General features: G+C 70.2%; 17 protein-coding genes. 6 read left to right on the plus strand and 11 right to left on the minus strand.

The features are described from left to right. Positions 1-24: 24 nt before the first annotated feature. The 4 genes from AB0H49_RS31275 to rfaE2 all read right to left on the minus strand — a co-directional run bounded on the left by AB0H49_RS31275 (position 25) and on the right by rfaE2 (position 3,804). Complete coding sequence (locus tag AB0H49_RS31275; protein WP_357256372.1) at positions 25-1,071, minus strand: glycosyltransferase family 9 protein; 1,047 nt, start codon at positions 1,069-1,071, stop codon at positions 25-27. A 16-nt stretch (positions 1,072-1,087) separates the two neighbouring features. Beyond that, complete coding sequence (locus AB0H49_RS31280) at positions 1,088-1,792, minus strand: SDR family oxidoreductase (protein ID WP_357256373.1); 705 nt, start codon at positions 1,790-1,792, stop codon at positions 1,088-1,090. Between the two features lie 31 nt (positions 1,793-1,823). Further along, the gene (locus AB0H49_RS31285) at positions 1,824-3,038 is read right to left on the minus strand and encodes a glycosyltransferase (protein WP_357256374.1); all 1,215 of its coding nucleotides are present in this window, start codon (positions 3,036-3,038) and stop codon (positions 1,824-1,826) included. A gap of 202 nt (positions 3,039-3,240) precedes the next feature. Then, complete coding sequence (gene rfaE2 / locus AB0H49_RS31290) at positions 3,241-3,804, minus strand: D-glycero-beta-D-manno-heptose 1-phosphate adenylyltransferase (RefSeq protein ID WP_357256375.1); 564 nt, start codon at positions 3,802-3,804, stop codon at positions 3,241-3,243. Between the two features lie 196 nt (positions 3,805-4,000). On the opposite strand from rfaE2, the gene AB0H49_RS31295 reads away from it, so the two are divergent. Next, positions 4,001-4,492, plus strand: a complete 492-nt coding sequence (locus AB0H49_RS31295) for a VOC family protein (RefSeq protein ID WP_357256376.1) — start codon at positions 4,001-4,003, stop codon at positions 4,490-4,492. A gap of 1 nt (position 4,493) precedes the next feature. Here AB0H49_RS31295 and AB0H49_RS31300 read toward each other — a convergent pair whose 3' ends face one another. After that, entirely contained in the window at positions 4,494-5,099 is a 606-nt protein-coding gene (locus AB0H49_RS31300) for a TetR/AcrR family transcriptional regulator (RefSeq protein ID WP_355003009.1), read from the minus strand. Positions 5,100-5,173: 74 nt separating this feature from the next. Here AB0H49_RS31300 and AB0H49_RS31305 point away from each other — a divergent pair, with 74 nt between their 5' ends. Beyond that, positions 5,174-5,581: a RidA family protein gene (locus AB0H49_RS31305; RefSeq protein ID WP_357256377.1), complete on the plus strand. Its 408-nt coding sequence runs from the start codon at positions 5,174-5,176 to the stop codon at positions 5,579-5,581. Between the two features lie 9 nt (positions 5,582-5,590). Here the strand turns inward: AB0H49_RS31305 and AB0H49_RS31310 are convergent, their stop codons facing one another. Next, positions 5,591-6,073 (minus strand): CinA family protein, encoded by a 483-nt coding sequence (locus tag AB0H49_RS31310; RefSeq protein WP_355003007.1) that lies wholly within the window; start codon positions 6,071-6,073, stop codon positions 5,591-5,593. Positions 6,074-6,224: 151 nt separating this feature from the next. Here AB0H49_RS31310 and AB0H49_RS31315 point away from each other — a divergent pair, with 151 nt between their 5' ends. Beyond that, positions 6,225-6,488, plus strand: a complete 264-nt coding sequence (locus AB0H49_RS31315; protein WP_067779444.1) for a cold shock domain-containing protein — start codon at positions 6,225-6,227, stop codon at positions 6,486-6,488. A 345-nt stretch (positions 6,489-6,833) separates the two neighbouring features. Here the strand turns inward: AB0H49_RS31315 and AB0H49_RS31320 are convergent, their stop codons facing one another. From AB0H49_RS31320 to AB0H49_RS31335, 4 genes are all read right to left on the minus strand, one after another. Beyond that, positions 6,834-7,304 (minus strand): transcriptional regulator, encoded by a 471-nt coding sequence (locus AB0H49_RS31320; RefSeq protein ID WP_357256378.1) that lies wholly within the window; start codon positions 7,302-7,304, stop codon positions 6,834-6,836. A gap of 133 nt (positions 7,305-7,437) precedes the next feature. Beyond that, complete coding sequence (locus tag AB0H49_RS31325) at positions 7,438-8,247, minus strand: VOC family protein (RefSeq protein ID WP_355003005.1); 810 nt, start codon at positions 8,245-8,247, stop codon at positions 7,438-7,440. Between the two features lie 167 nt (positions 8,248-8,414). Then, entirely contained in the window at positions 8,415-9,482 is a 1,068-nt protein-coding gene (locus AB0H49_RS31330) for an alpha/beta hydrolase family protein (RefSeq protein WP_357256379.1), read from the minus strand. 108 nt (positions 9,483-9,590) lie between these two features. Further along, positions 9,591-10,463 carry a LysR substrate-binding domain-containing protein gene (locus AB0H49_RS31335; protein WP_357256380.1) on the minus strand — a complete coding sequence of 291 codons (873 nt, stop codon included), beginning with the start codon at positions 10,461-10,463 and terminating at the stop codon, positions 9,591-9,593. A gap of 60 nt (positions 10,464-10,523) precedes the next feature. Between AB0H49_RS31335 and AB0H49_RS31340 the strand changes: the two genes are divergently transcribed. Then, positions 10,524-11,519, plus strand: a complete 996-nt coding sequence (locus AB0H49_RS31340) for an aldo/keto reductase (RefSeq protein WP_355003002.1) — start codon at positions 10,524-10,526, stop codon at positions 11,517-11,519. A gap of 269 nt (positions 11,520-11,788) precedes the next feature. Further along, positions 11,789-13,252, plus strand: coding sequence for a hypothetical protein (locus tag AB0H49_RS31345; protein WP_357256381.1), 1,464 nt, complete (start codon positions 11,789-11,791; stop codon positions 13,250-13,252). A gap of 4 nt (positions 13,253-13,256) precedes the next feature. On the opposite strand, the gene AB0H49_RS31350 is transcribed toward AB0H49_RS31345, so the two are convergent. Next, complete coding sequence (locus AB0H49_RS31350; RefSeq protein ID WP_357256382.1) at positions 13,257-14,240, minus strand: TIGR03557 family F420-dependent LLM class oxidoreductase; 984 nt, start codon at positions 14,238-14,240, stop codon at positions 13,257-13,259. Positions 14,241-14,541: 301 nt separating this feature from the next. Between AB0H49_RS31350 and AB0H49_RS31355 the strand changes: the two genes are divergently transcribed. Then, positions 14,542-15,543, plus strand: a complete 1,002-nt coding sequence (locus AB0H49_RS31355; protein WP_355002999.1) for a glycosyltransferase — start codon at positions 14,542-14,544, stop codon at positions 15,541-15,543. Positions 15,544-15,608: the final 65 nt, after the last annotated feature.

A 15,608-nucleotide genomic window follows, 5' to 3' on the forward strand; every position in this document is an offset into this window, starting at 1 on the left:
CTTGCTCCCAGCGGCGGATCTTCGTCAGGCGGTGCGTTCGGTGAGGTCGTCCCTGCCGAGCGCGGTGCGCTCGATGGCTGCCAGCTTCCCCACGGCCGCGACGACGGCGTCGTCGGCGATGCCGTCCAGGCACGGATGGCCGGGCACCGGGCAGACCCTGGCGCGTGAGTCCGCACAAGGGGCTGTCTGGTCGCCGAGCACGATCGACGGCACGCCGTGCGGCGCCCAGCGCGGCGCCGGAACCACGGGAGCGAACAGCGAGACGACCGGTGTGCCCACGGCCGCCGCCAGATGCGCGGCCCCGGTGTTGGGCGCGACGACCACGCGGGCGTCGCGCAGCACCGCGGCCAGCATCGGTAGATCGGTCGCACCGCCCAAGTCCTCGGCGACCTCGCCCGCGACGGTCGCGGTCAGTTCCCGTTCCTCTGGTCCGCCCGTGACGAGCACCCAATGTCCCGCGCGGCGCAGCGCCGCGACGATCGACGCCGACCGGCGCGCCGACGGCCGCCGCGCACGGACCGCCGCGCCCGGATGGACGACCACGTAGCCGGGCTCGCCCGTCAGAGTGCGTGCGTCCGGCAGGTCGGCACGGATCCGCAACGACGTGTCGGCGGCCGGATAACCAGCCGCCCGAGCCAGGGATACGGCCCGGACCGGTTCGGGCAAATCCTCGTCCGGCCGGTGCCGCACGTCCAGCAGCGAGCCCGGATAGTCGGTGCTGATCGCGCAGATCCGGCCGACGCCCGCGGTGCGCAGCACCAGCGCGAGCGGCAGCGGCGACTGGTGGAACGAGGTGAAGATCAGCGCCTCGTCCACGGCGAGTGCCGCGATCGAGGAGCGAAGGCGCTCGATCGCGGTCGCGGTCACCGGCGGCGGATCGAAATCCACCCAGCCAGCATGGAATTCGAGCACCCGGTCCACGCCGGGCAGCAGTTCGGCGGCCGCCCGTCCGCGCGGCCCGGCCAGGAACGTCACCCGCTCCGCCCGTGCCGCGACGGCCCGGACGGCTGGGCCGGTGACGAGCACGTCGCCGACGCTGTCGAGCCGGGCCGCCAGTACATGCCCCGTCATGTTTGCACTGGAGCGCTCACGGCCACGACCGCTCGGTCGAATGGCACACGACCATCTCCCTGAGCTCGCAGCCGGGTGGCTGCGACATGGCGAACACCACGGTCGCGGCGACGTCCTCCGGCTTGTTGAGCTGGATGTCCGGCGGCGGAGCGTATTGGGCGGGCCTGCCGTCGAAGAAGGCGGTGTGCATGCCGCCGGGTATCAGCAGGGTGACGCCGACTTCGCCCGCGGTCTCGGCGGCCAGCGCCCTGGTCAGGCCGACCACGCCGAATTTCGAAGCGCAGTAGGCGGTCGCGTCGGGCAGCGCCTTGAGCCCGAGGGTGGAGGCGCAGGTGACGATGGTGCCGCGACTGGCACGCAACGCGGGCAGCGCGGCGCGGATGACCGCGGCGGTGCCGAGCAAGTTGACCCGCACCACGCGCTCCCACTCCTCGACCGCGACCTCGTCCAGCTTGCCGCACGCATCGGTGCCCGCGGCGGTGAACACAGCGTCCAGCCGCCCGCCCGTGCGCGCGACCAACGTCCGCACCGCGCGCTCGGCGTCCTCGGTGTACGCCAGATCCGCGTACTCCCAAGCGACGTCGGTTTCGGGTTTGTCACGGTCGATGACGAGGGCGACGCCGCCCGCGGCGCGTACTGCGTCGACGGTCGCGGCGCCGAGTCCAGACGCGCCGCCGGTGATCAGGACGGTGCCGAGTTCGTTCTTCGTCGGTTGATTCACCAGGGGTCCCTTCGAATGTCGATGACGGAGATCAACCGGCGGCCGCGAGCGTCGCGGTCGCCGCTTCGGGGATGACGCGGTGGTACACGGTCAGCGTCTCGTCGGCGACGCGATCCCAGGAGTATCGGCTGCGCGCCCGCTGATATCCGGCCACGCCCCAGGCGCGGCGCAACTCGTGGTCGGCCAGCAGCGGAGACAGCGCCCGCGCGACCGGGCCCGGCTCCGGCGGACCGACCAGGGTGCCGGTGACGCCGTCGACCACGGTGTCGAGCAGTCCGCCGACAGCGCTGGCCACCACCGGTTTGCCGCAGGCCATCGCCTCGAGCGGGACCATCCCGAACGGCTCGTACCAGGGCGTGCACACGACGACGTCCGCCGAACGCAGCAGCGCGGGCATGCTCTCGCGTGAGACCTGTCCGAGCAGGTGGACGCGCTCGGCGACGCCCGCGTCGACCGCGACCTGGCGCAGTCGCCGCGATTCCGCGCCGGTCGGGTCGTCGCCATCGGCGGATCCGCCCGCGATCAGCAGTTCGGTGTCGGGCAGCTGGGCGAGCGCCTTGATGGTGGTGTCGAAACCTTTGCGCGGCACCAGTCTGCCCACCGACACCAGCCGGTGGCGGCCGTCGCGCTCGTCGGCGGGGCCGTGCGGACCGAACCTGGCGAGGTCGACGCCGCACGGAACGACGGTGGCGCGCGCGTGCGGAAGTCCCATGCGGCTCAGCTCTTCGACTTCGTCGGTGCACGTGGCGATCACATGGTGGGCGCGAGTGGCGACCAGTCTTTCGAGCTTGAGGCGGGCGGGCGGGCTGGTGTCGGCCGCGCCCTGATACCGGCGCTTGACGGTGCCGAGCGCGTGGAAGGTCAGCACGACCGGGATGCGGAGTTCGCGGCTTGCCAGTTCGGCGGCGACGGCGGACATCCAGAAGTGCGCGTGCACCAGATCGGGCCGATTCACCGACCACTGCTCGCGCAGGAAGGTGGCGAATTCGCCGAGATGCGGCAGGATGTCGTCCTTCGGAATGGGTTTCGCCGGGCCAGCGGGCACGTGCACGACCCGATAACCCGCGTCGGTGGTGATCGTGGTGTCGAGTGCCGGATCGTCGCGGCGGGTGTACACCGTGACGTCGTGGTCGCGTCGGGCGAACGCCGCCGCGAGCTCGCCGACGTGCACGTTCTGTCCGCCCGCGTCGACTCCGCCGAGCTGGGCGAGTGGACTGGCGTGCTCGGAAACCATGGCGATTCTCACGAGGTGCTCCCTTCCGTCGGCGCGAAGCGGAATGCTCGGCGTCGGGGCGCGGGCGAACTCGCTCGCCGCGCGCGGCGATGATCACGGTGGTGCCATGTGCGGCGCTTACCCGCTTTCCCTTCGGCCAATCGACGCTTCCTCGGAGCCGCCGGTCGGGGCGGGGCAGGTCGCCAGATGCGATCGTTCGAGGCCGTGTGCCCCGTCACCCGCGTGCGGACAACCCATCGTTCGGTGCGCGCGCACGGATTCGCTCGATCATCGCCGAGGTCGAGCGATCGGCGAGGTAGCCGAGCACCCTGACCTCGCCGCCGTAGGCCCGCACGATCGGTGACTCCGGCAGTGTCTCCGGCCGGTAGTCGCCGCCTTTGACGTATATGTCGGGTTCGGTCGCGCGCAGCAGCTCGACCGGGGTGTCCTCGTCGAAGATCGTCACGTGATCGACGCAGCCGAGGGCGGCGAGCACCGCGCAGCGATCGCCTTCCGGGTTCACCGGGCGATCCGGACCCTTCAGCTCGCGGACGGTGCGGTCGGAGTTGACCGCCACCACCAGCACGTCGCCCAGGCGCTTGGCCTCGTCGAGGTAGGCGATGTGCCCGGCGTGCAGGACGTCGAAACAGCCGTTGGTGAACACGACTCGCGCCCCGGCCGCGCGGTGGCGCTGGAGCGCCTCGATCAGCCGGTCGCGCGGCAAGATCGCCCCGCCGGTGTCGACGATCGTCGCGTCGACCCGGTCCGCGGCCGCGGGGCCGAGTCCGTCGTCGTTCATGCGTCCTCCCGCCCGGTCGGTGATCGCCTTCGTGATTCCACGCGCCGCGCACGTCAAACACCGAGCGTCGAGCGGACCGGCATACCGCCGACAATCTAAACGGTTCGAATTGAGAGATTAAGCGAGGTCGCTTAACGTCGATTCATGAACGACAGGTGTTTCACAGCAGCCCCGACGGTCGAACGCGGGACTCGGTATGAACTACGCTGATGGCCCCATCACCCAGATCGCCTGGGTGACCGACGATATCGAGAAGGCGGAACGCTTCTTCGTCACGCATTTCGGCGTGCGGAAATGGGCGCGTATCCCCGACGTCGAATTCGGCCCGGACGCCTGCGTCTATCGCGGCCGCCCCGCCGATTTCACCGCGCACATCGCGCTGTCGTACCTCGACGACATCCAGCTCGAATTGATCCAGCCGGTCCGCGGCGAGAGCATCTACGCGGAGTTCCTCGCCCGCCGCGGTCCGGGATTGCATCACGTGTGCTTCGAGCCGGACGATTTCGACGCCGCCGTCGCCGCGGCCGAACGCGACGGGCTCACGGTAGTGCAGCGTGGGAACATGGCCGCGGATATGCGTTTCGCCTATGTCGACGGCGCCTCGGAAGGCGTGCCGTTCATCGAACTGGCCGAGATCGGCCCGACCATGCGGGCGTTCTTCGCCGAGGTGCGGCGCTCGGCGACCTGACTCAGAGTCGCCAGCCTTCGCGCACCGATCGGCGGCAGCGGGTCCGCTCGTCGCCCGCCGCGACGAACAGGGCGGTCAGCAAAGGAACTCCGTTCGACAGCGTTTCGCGGGGGAGGGGGCCGGTGGCGACGAGGGAAGCGAGGCCGTGTCCGATGGTCCAGCTCTGGGTGGCCAGCTCCAGCGGATCGAGGCCGGACCGGAACCGGCCCGCGTCCTTGGCGCGGTGCACGGTGGTCACCACGCGGTCCAGCGTCTCGTCGGCGGCGGCCGAATCCTCGAGCTCGAAGCCCGCGTCGAACATCACCCGATAGAGGTCCGGATTCTCGATGGCGTTGCGCAGGTAGGCGGCGCCGAGCGCCGCGAGATCGCGCACCGGATCGGCGGTCGCCGCCACCTCGGCGAGCCTGGCGGACAGCCGGGTGAAGCCCTCCTGCCGCAGGGCCCGCCACAGACCGTCCATGCCGTCGAAGTAGGTGTAGACGGCCATGGTCGACACACTCGTGCCCGCCACCAGCCCGCGCAAGGTGACCGGCTCCCGCCTGCGCAGCATCAGCGCGGCGCGGTCGAGCAGCATCGAGCGCACGTGCGGATTCTTGGTGCGGGCCATGGCGCAACAATACATAGCATTGTTATGGTTTGGCTGACAGCCGCACGCGCGGAACCGAAGAGGGAGGAGTGGCCATGGCCATCACGCTGGTCAACCCCGAGGGACTGCCCAAACCCGATGTGTACCGCCAGCTCTCGATCGCCCAGGGCAGCAGGCTGGTGTTCCTCGCCGGGCAGGTGGCCCGCGACGCCGAGGGCAACAAGGTGGGGGAGGGGGATTTCGCCGCGCAGGTCGAGCAGGCGTATCTCAACGTGGGCACCGCGCTCGCCGCGATCGGCGGCTCGTTCGACGACGTCGCGAAGCTGACCATCTACGTGGTGGATTGGAACGAGGAGAAGTACCCGCTGCTCGGCGAAGGTGTGGCGCGCGCGGCCGCGAAGCTCGGCGTCGATCCGGTCAAGCCGATCACCCTGCTCGGTGTCGCCGCGTTGGGCGAGCCCGACCTGATGGTCGAGGTCGAGGCCACCGCCGTCCTCGACTGAGGCCTGGGCTCAAAGACGCTGCCCGTGAGCGGACTTCACCGCGTCCACGAGCATGGCGAGAGCGTGCTCGATGGTCTGGTCGAGGACCCGATCGGGCCCGCCGTCGAACTGACGGTGCTCGGCACGGACCTCGCTCTCGGTGGCGACGGCGAACCAGACCGAGCCCGCCGGTTCGCCGTCCTGCGGATCGGGGCCGCCGACTCCGGTGACCGCGACGCCGGCGAAGGCGTCCATGAGCGTGCGGACGCCGGTCGCCATCGCCCGCGCGGCAGTCTCGGAGACCACCGGCACATCGGGTACGTCGAGCACCCTGCGCTTGATCTCCGGGCGGTAGGCGACCACACCGCCGCGGAACCAGGTGCCCGAGTCCGGCGCGGCGCCGAGCGAGGAAGACAGCCGGCCGCAGGTCAGCGATTCCGCGACCGCGAGGGTGATGTCACGGTCGAGCGCCAATTCGGCGAGCTCGGTGGCTCGCTCGTCTGCTTGCGTCACCGGTCTTCCTCCTCCGTCGGGTCCGTTTCGACGTTACCGGCGCACGCTCGCCTCGGCCATCGATCCGGTCGCTGTTTCGATCGCGGTGGATCGGGAAATCGGCGTGCACTGGCTGCTCGTAGGGGGCGGCTCGGACCCGGAGGTGATGCCGATGACGCCTGCACGGTCGGGAACGGCGAGCTGGTCGCGCGGGAGGGTGGCGTGGTTCGACGCACCGAAAGGGTTCGGCTTCATCGAACCCGCGTCGGATCCACGCGCATTGGTGTACGTGGACTATTCGAGTATCGAGATGGTCGGCTATCGCACCCTCGTGGAGGGGCAGCCGGTCGCGTTCATCCGATCGCGGGAGCGGCCCGAGGCCGTTGTCGTGCGTGTGCTGGCCGAGGGCGTCCGCAAGGGACGAGTGGCGGCCTGAACACGGTCGCGGGCGGGTGGGGGGGTGGCGCCCCCCCGCCCGCGACCGTGTGCGATGTCCACTGCGGCAAGGAATGCGGAGCGACGTGGCCGACCCGGCGGCACGTCGGTATATCCGGTCGGGCACCTCGGCAGATCCGGTCGATCGCTTCGCGTCAGGGGCGGGCCGGTCCGCCGGACGTGGTCCTCGCCGTTGAGGTCCGTCGTCGCCGTTGACGATGCCGGTAGTGGACAGCCTGTCCCTGTCGTCGTGCCGGGCCGCTGACCAGGCCCTCATCCTGAGCCAGTTGCCGACATAGGGGTCATACCCCGTGCGCGGCAAACGAATCGCGCGCGAGGCACGTTGTCAATGCGCGCAGTCCGGCGGAGTGTCCGGTAGGTCCTCGGCGCGCCGGAAGCCGATCGCCATGGCGATCAGTAGATCCTGGGACTCCGCGGACAGATCGCAGGCGGCGCGGGTCAGCCTGCGCAGCTTCGCGTCGAGCAACTGTTCGACGATCCCGCGGTCGCCGGGGTGGTCGGCGCCGGATGTGCTCGCCAGCAAACCGACCGGGCAGGTGTCGAAGAAGTCGGCGAGCGCGCGCACCGTGCGGACGGTCGGCGGCGTGCGCGTGCCGTTGCGCAAGCGCGCGACATACCGTGGCGAGATGGGGTGACCCGCCGCGGTGAGCGCACGGGCCACCTCCGCGTTGCTGTAGCGCCGACGGAACCCCGGCGGTCGGGCGCTGTCGAACAGCCGGTTCAACCGCTCGGCGAACTCCGATGCCTCGCTGGCGGAGACGCGAGCCCGGTCGCTGATCTCGATGCGGCCAACCAACTCTGGATACCTCCGGTGAGTGTTCCTCCTGGTAGCGGCTGTGGCGCTCGGGATGGTACTCAGCGAAGACCGGTGCCCGGGGCCGACACGCCGTGCCGCCGGGCCCGTCCTGATCTCACCGCGGTGTGCGCTCTCAGCTCGGCGTCGGCGGCTCGCCGACCTTGCGGGTCGGGTCGATGACGGCGAACACCTCGCCCTGCTGCCCTTGCAGCACACCCATCCTGCCGAACGGACTGTCGTCGGGACCGGCCAGCACCGTGGCTCCGAGTTCGGCCGCCTTGGCCAGCGACGCGTCGGCGTCGTCCACCTGGAACCACACCAGCCAGTGCGGCGGCGCCTCGACCTGCCGGCCTTTCGTGTCGTCGTTGATGCCGCCGACGACTTCTCCGCCCGACGGGAGGGTGAAGGTCGCGTAGTCGAAGTTCTGGCCGTCGCCGATCTCCTGGTAGTCGTAGCCGAACACCGCCTCGTAGAACCGCTGCGCATCCCGGTAGCCGGGGGTGTGCAGCTCGTTCCAGCAGTACGCGCCGTGCTCGTTGTAGATACGGGCGCCGGTGTGGGCCTTGGACTCCCACACGCCGAAGGCGGCCCCCGTCGGGTCGGTGGCGACGAACATGCGGCCGAACTCGAGCACGTCGAACGGCGGCATCATGACGGTGCCGCCCGCTGCGGTCACCTTCCGTGCCATCTCGTCCGCGCTGTCGGCGGCGAAGTAGGTCGTCCACACCGAGGGCATCGCCATGTTCTCCGGCTTGGGTCCGATGCCCGCCGCCGACGATCCCTTGCGCGAGGCCATCAGATAGCCGCCGGCTTCCGGCGGGGAGTCGTCGATCTCCCAGCCGAACAGCGCCGAGTAGAACTCACTGGCCCGGCCGGGGTCGTCGACCTGGCAGTCGACCCAGCACGGCGTGCCCTGCGGCCAAGCGGTGTCCCGAGTAGGCATATCCGTTCCTCCTACCTGATCGAAGATCGCGAGTGGATGTTCAGCATTGCCTTGGCAACCGTCGATCAACCACGGTAGACCTATCCGTCGCGGCGGCTGGCACGAATGCCAGGGAGATCACCGAGACAGGCTGCGGCGGTTGCCGGGCGCCGAGGCGAGCCGACGGCTCACGCGGGCAGTTCCAAGCCGCGCGCCAGCACCGGCCACGAGGCCTTCAGCGCGTCGAGCCAGTAACCCCAGGAATGCGTTCCCGTCGGCGGGAAGTCGTAGGTCGCCGGTATGCCGAGCGAGTTCAGCTTGGCCTGCAGATTGTGGCTGCAGTAGTTGACGCCCGCCTCGATCACACCGCCGGTGAGCACCTGACTCGCCAGCCCGTCCAGGCCGGGCAGCGCGTACGGGCCGTTGAGCATGTCGTAGCGGCCGGGCAGGCCGCTGCCGCTGGAGATGAAAAGCTCCACTCCGCGCAGCTTCTCGGCGTTCACGTACGGGTCGTTGGCCGCCCACATCGGATCGTCCTGGGGGCCGTACATGTTGTCGGTGTTGCCGCCGCCCCACACTCCCACGGACAGGTTGACGAAGGAATATCCGATCGGATCGCTGATCTGCGCGCACCCGCTGTAGGCCGCCGCCGCGCGAAACAGTCCGGGCGCGGCGATCGGCAGTTGCAGCACCGAGGTGCCCGAAGTCGACAGTCCGGCAATGGCATTGAGTCCGTTGGTACCCAGGGCGCCGTCGATCACCGGCGGCAGCTCCTCGGTGAAGAAGGTCTTCCACTTGTGCACGCCGAGCACCGGATCCGGCGCCCGCCAATCGGTGTAGTAACTCCACGCGCCACCGATCGGCTGAATCACGTTGACGTCCTTGGTGCCGAGGAACTGTAGCGCCTCCGGGGTGCGGTGATCCCAGTTCGCGGTGCCCTCGCCGCCGTCGGCGCCGGAGAGCAGATACAGCGTCGGGCGCGGCTCCGAGGTGTCGGCCGGGCGCTGCACGGTGATGGTGATCGGACGGCCCATCGCCGCCGAGTAGACGCTCAGCGTCAGGTTGCGGTCGTCCTCGATGGTGAAATCGACGATGCGCGAACCATCCGGCGCCACGGGACGCGCGAGCAGGGCGCCGCTCGCCATGATCGGATCGCTGGTCTCGGCGCGCGCCGCGCCAGGGAAGAGCGTGGTGAGTATCGCCGCGGCGGCCGCCGCCAGCGCGATCGCGGGCCTGCCGAGCGCTGGCCGCTCCATGGTGTACCTCCGTGACTCGTTCGGGTCCGTCGCACACTGCCAGGCACACCGTACTGGGTCGGCAATCCCTCGGCTATCGCGACGCGGCCGTTCCGCACGTCCCGTGAGTCAGGGCCCGGTCAGGCAATCCACGAACAGCGCGGTGGCCGACCGGGTGTCGTCGCCGCGCCAGGCGACGGCCAGCTCGGCGGGCTCGAGTCCGTCGACCGGGCGAAATACCAAGCCGGGCCGTCGATAGAGGTCGGCGTTGCCCGCCGCGACCAAGGCGACGCCCAGCCCGGAGACGATCGCCTCGAATGTCTCGTCCGCCCCGGAGGCCTCGGCGCCGACGCGGACCGGGTGCCCGTCGCGCGCGTCGATCGCCAGCCAGTGATCGCGCAGCGGCCCGGCGGCGCGCGGCAGCGCGACGAACGGTTCGTCGAGCAGATCGGTGAACGCGACCGTCGCGTGGTCGGCGAGCGGGTGCCCCTCGGGAAGCATCACGCCGCGCGATTCGCGACGCAGGACCCGCGTGCGCAGTCCGTCGAGCGGAATCGGCAGCCAGACGATGCCGACATCGCTGGAGGCGTCGGCGAGCCCTGCCGTCGGATCGGACCAGCCGACCAGGCGCAGCGAGACGGTCCAGTCCGGCGCCGCCGCACGGAACCGGGAGATGGCGCGGCGCTGCAGATCCCGCCCTACCGCGGTCTGCATGCCGACCACCAGGGTCCGCGGGCGGCCGATCGCCTGGGCGCGCGGGTAGGCGCGGTCCCAGAGCTGCAGCATCTCGCGTGCGGTCGGCAGCAACTCGGCGCCCTGCGGGGTGAGCGTGACGCCGCGCGGCGTGCGTTCGAAGAGTTCGAAGCCGAGGCGGCGCTCCAGCGCTCGGATCTGTTTGGACAGCGCGGGTTGCGAGACGAAGACCCGCGCCGCGGCCCTGGTGAAGTTGGCCTCCTCCGCCACCGCGATCAGGTAGCGCAGATCCCGCAGGTCGACGTCCATAACGTTTGGTTATACCAACATGACTTGGACGGCAGGGTGCACTTCGGCGAGAGTGGTGCCATGACCAAGATCCCCGTGCGCCATCTCGGCGAAATCCCGGTTTCCGCAGTCGGTTTCGGCGCGATGGTGCTCTCGCCCGGCATGTACGGAGCGATCGACGACGACCGCGCCCTCGCCGCGCTGCGCCACGCCGTCGACCACGGCGCCACGCTCATCGACACCAGCGACGGCTACGGCGCCGACGGCCACAACGAACAACTGATCGGGCGCGCGATCCGCGGTCGCCGCGACGAACTCACCATCGCCACCAAATTCGGCTTCCGCGTTCCGGAAGGCGCCGCGGCGCACACGTTCCCGGTCGGCTTCGCGTTCGGCGAGCTCGCCGTCAACGCCGAGCCGCGTTACGTGCGCGGATACGCCGAGCAGAGCCTGCGCAACCTCGGCACCGACGTGATCGATCTGTACTACCCGCATTTCCCCGATCCCGAGGTGCCGATCGAGGAGACCGCGGGCGCGGTAGGCGAACTGGTGGCCGACGGCCTCGTGCGCTACCTCGGCCTGTCCAACGTCACCGCCGAACAGTTGCGGCGCGCGCACGCGGCGCACCCGGTCCAGGTGGTGCAGGCGGAATGGTCGATGTGGCGCCCGATCGACCCCGAATTGCTCGCGGCGGCTCGGGAATTGGGCGTCGGCGTTGTCGCGTGGAGTCCGCTGGGCGCGGGTTTCCTCACCGGAACGGTCGATCGGGTCGGCGCCGACGATTTCCGCGCCAACTTGCCCCGTTTCGACGCCGCCAATCTCGCCGCGAACAACGACTCCTACGCCGCGCTGCAGGCAATCGCGACCGAACTCGGCATCAGCCGAAGCCAATTGGCGCTCGCCTGGCTGCTGCACCAGGATCCGCACGTGGTGCCGATTCCGGGCAGTCGCACCCCCGCGCACATCGAGGACAACCTGTTCGCGGCGAATATCGGCCTGCACGCCGACACCCTGCGTCGCATCGAGCAGGTGCTCGACGGCGCGGAGGCGGTGGGGGCGACGTTGCTGGAGAGCTGACTCGGCGGGGAACCGGTGCGCGTCGATCCGTCCCGATCCGGACGGGTCGACGCGTCCCGACAAGCCCTCTGTCGGAACTGGAGTCGGCGAATCCGCGTGATCGGTTTCCGCGTCCGCTATACAGTGTGTCGCGCACGGCGCGCCGCCCGAATCCGCGACGCGGCAAATCTATAGTTTTGCTCGCAACGATGCATCGACTATGAATGTGGGGTGCTGTTCACACTCGTGATCACTTGCCTGCCATCGGATCTCCACGGTCGGAGGTCGATTTGACCATAGAGCACCCCATCGAGGACGAGGTCACGCAGCTGGCGCGGCGGGTCGAAAAGGCCCGCGGACGGCTGGCCTATCAGTTCGACCCGGCTCTCACCGAGGCGCTGTCCGAGGACGAACTACACGCCGAACGCGAACTCGCCGAGCGAATTCGCGAACAGGATCGTGGGCAGCGTTGGAAAGAGGTGCAGGCCGCAGCGGTCGCCTCCGACCGCGCGAGGCACACGGCGGAGGAAATCGCGAAGGCCGATATGCGAGATTTGTTGCTCGCCCGCAAGGCGATCGCCGCGCAGCGGCGCGAATCCAGTCCGCACGCCAAGCTCGCCTCGCTGTACCGGCACCGCGCCTGGTCGCTACGCGCGCTGGCGGGCGTGGTCGGCGCGGGCATGCTGTGGTCCGCGGTGAACGTGCAGCACAACATCGCCCCCGGCGGCCCGAGCGACCCGCTCTACTGGTTCAGCTATCTGCTGGAAGGGATGATCAGCGTCTGTCTGATCATCATCATGATCGGCACCAACAAGGTGGCCGAGTGGGGCGTCATCGACAATCGCCGCCAGGTCGCCGCCGCCGAAATGGCGCTGCTCGCGTTGACCGTCGGCCTCAACACCTACCCGTATCTGCGCTCCGGCCAGTGGTATGAAGTGGCCGTGCACGCCATCGCCCCCGTGATGATCGGTGTGGCCCTGCTGATTCACGATGCCGCGAGCGCGCGGTACGGCCTCGCCATCCACCGGGCCACCGAGCAAGTGCGCGATCTGCCCGATCCGGCCGAACAGATGCGGGCCAGCTTGTCCGCGTTGGTCCGGCGCGAGAGTCTCGCCGTAGTCGCGGAGCGACCGGTGCCCGCGCCGCGACCCGAGCCGGAAGTCGTCGAGGAGCACTACGCGGAGGTCGAGGTCGAGGAGATCGACGCTCCGGAGGTCGCGCCCGAGGACGTGCCGCCCGCGCCGGCCGAGAAGCGCCGCGCGCCCGCCGAACCCGCGCAGCCCGCCACGAACGGCACCAACGGTAAGGCCCCCGAGAAGGCCGAGCCGAGGCAGGCCGAAAAGCCCGCGGCGGCGCTCGCGGTGGACAAGCCGGTCGTCGAGCCCGCCCCGGCGCGCACGCCGGAGCCGGTGGCCGCCAAAGTAGTCGTCCGCCAGACGCCCCCGCCGCCGCCGACCAAGCCGATCGAGATCGACAAGCACGTCGCGTCGCGCCCGGCCGCCGAGAGCTCGTCGATCAAGATGAGCACGAAGGACTCCCGCATCGCGAAGGACTCGCGCAACGCGAAAGACTCGCGCAACGCCAAGGACTCCCGCAAGGCGGCTCCGCCGGATCCGGACGGCGCCTACCACGAGGTGGTTCGCTCGTCGGGGATCTACGACACCGGGCAGTTCCGCATCGCCGAGGCGCTCGAACAGGAACTCGCCGAGATGCAGGAGGCGCGCAGGCGGGCGCGCACCGGCAGGCAGCGCTGAACGCTCAGCTCGGGCTCGCGGCCGGGGTGAGCGAACCGCGCAGCCGCTGATCGAGCTCGTCGCGATAGAACTCGAGGAAGCCGTCCGGATCCGGTCCGGCGTTCTGCAGCACGAGATGGTCGAATCCCGCGTCGGTGTAGGCGCGGACGGCTTCCACGTAGCGTTCCGGGTCGGAGCCGCAGGTGAAGTGGTCGCGGATGTCCTCCTCGCGGACCGTGGCGCTCGCGGCGGCGAAGTTGACCGGGTTGGGTAGCTCGCTCATGACCTTCCATCCGGTGAGCGCCCAGCGGGTGGTCTCCAGCGCCGCCTGCGCACCGGTGTGTTCGTCGGGCGCCCAGGCCAGCGGCACCTCGGCGTAGCGCGGCCCGTCGCCGCCGTGCTCGCGGTACTGCCGGACGATCGAGGGGTCGGCGTCGGTGGCGAACAGGCCGTCGCCGAGTTCGGCGGCCAGCTCGGCCGATGCGGCCCCGCCTGCCGCGACCGCGATCGCCGGAAGCCGCTCGGGCAGGTCGAAGATCCTGGCGTCCGAGAGATGCAGGTACTTGCCCGAATACGACTGATAGCCGCCGCTCCAGAGCAACCGGATGATCTCTAGCGCTTCGCGCAGCATCTCGTGGCGCACCCGCACCGAGTCCGGGAACTCGAGGCCGACGATGTGCTCGTTGAGCCGTTCGCCCGACCCGACGCCGAGCGTGAAGCGTCCATCGGAGACCAGCGCCATGGTGGCGGCGGCCTGGGCCACGATCGCGGGGTGGTAGCGCAGGATCGGACAGGTGACGCCGGTGGCCAGGCCGATGCGGTCGGTACGCGCCGCGATGGCGCCGAGCACCGTCCAGGCGAACGGCGAGTGGCCCTGGTTGTCCAGCCAGGGATGGAAGTGGTCGCTGATCTCGACGAAGTCGAAACCCGCGCGCTCGGCTTGCACGGCCTGGCGGATCAGTTCGGCGGGACCGAAACCCTCTGCCGCCAGCTTGTATCCGATCTGCATCGCTACCTCCTTGCCGGGTGGTGTCGCCGGTCGATCACCGACCGGCTACCCCCGCCCGCCTCCGGCAAACGACAGCGCGAGCTGACCCGCCAGTGGAATGTGCTCCAGGTTTGCCGGGCACTCGGCCGGGTAGATCCGCATCGTCGCACGTCACCGCAGATCCGCCGGGAGGTCCGATGTACGGTCTCGCGCAATGGACACCGGGGCCCGGCGGCCCGGACCTGGTGTGGTTCGCCATGGCGTATCCGCGCCGACCTCGGCCTCTGCCAGCTCGGGGACCTTGCACGCACCGGGGGGCCGCGTGATCGGTTACTACATCCACCACCACGGCTCGGGACATCTCGTCCGCGCTCGCCGCATCAGCGCCTGTCTAGCGCAGCCGGTCACGGCGCTGTCCTCGCTGGCACTCTCCGACGACGAGATCTTCGACGACGTCGTGCGCCTGCCCGCCGGCAACCTTCCCGCGACGGTCCGCGATCCCACCGCGTCGGGCGTTCTGCACTGGGCGCCGCGACACGATCGCGGGCAGGCCGAGCGGATGGCGGCGGTCGCGGCGTGGCTCGCGGCGACGCGGCCGGACGCGCTGGTGGTGGACGTGTCGGTGGAGGTGGCGCTGCTGGCCCGCCTGCACGGGGTGCCCGTCGTCTACATGGCGCTGCCCGGCGCCCGTACCGATCCCGCCCACCAGCTGGTGCACCGCATCGCCGAACGCCTGATCGCGGCGTGGCCGCGCGAACTCTACGATCCGTCGTGGCTGCGCCCGTACACGGACAAGACCCGCTATGTCGGCGGCATCACCCGATTCGACGGCCGCCCCCCGCTGTTCGCGGCACGCGACGACCGCCCGACGGTGCTGGTCGTCGGCGGCGCGGGCGGTGCGGCGTTCACGGCGGGGATGGTGCGCGCCTGCGCCCTGCGTCACCATCAATATCGTTGGCGCACTATCGCATTGGGTGACTGGGTGGACGACCCGTGGCCGGAGCTGTGCCGGGCCGACGTGATCGTGACGCACGCCGGGCAGGGTGCGATCGCCGATGTCGCTGCTGCGGGCAAACCCGCCGTGGTGGTGCCCGCGCCGCGCCCGTTCGACGAACAACTGGCCACCGCGCGCGCACTCGCGTCGGCGGGCATGGCGCTGACGCTCGACCGCTGGCCCGATCTCGAGGACTGGCCCGGCTTGCTCGCCCGAGCCCGCGAGCTGGACACCGGACGCTGGCGCGCGTGGCAGACCCGTGGCGCCGGGGTGCGCGCGGCCGCGGCGATCGCCGAGGTCGTCGCCGAGCGGCTGCGGTCCGCCTCGTGAGAACCGCCTCCGCGGCCTGATCGACCAGGAGCCAGGCGGGCTCACTCGGAAGCCGGGCGATAACC

This window comes from Nocardia sp. NPDC050713 (assembly GCF_040654315.1).
In the GTDB taxonomy this organism is placed as follows: Bacteria; Actinomycetota; Actinomycetes; order Mycobacteriales; family Mycobacteriaceae; genus Nocardia.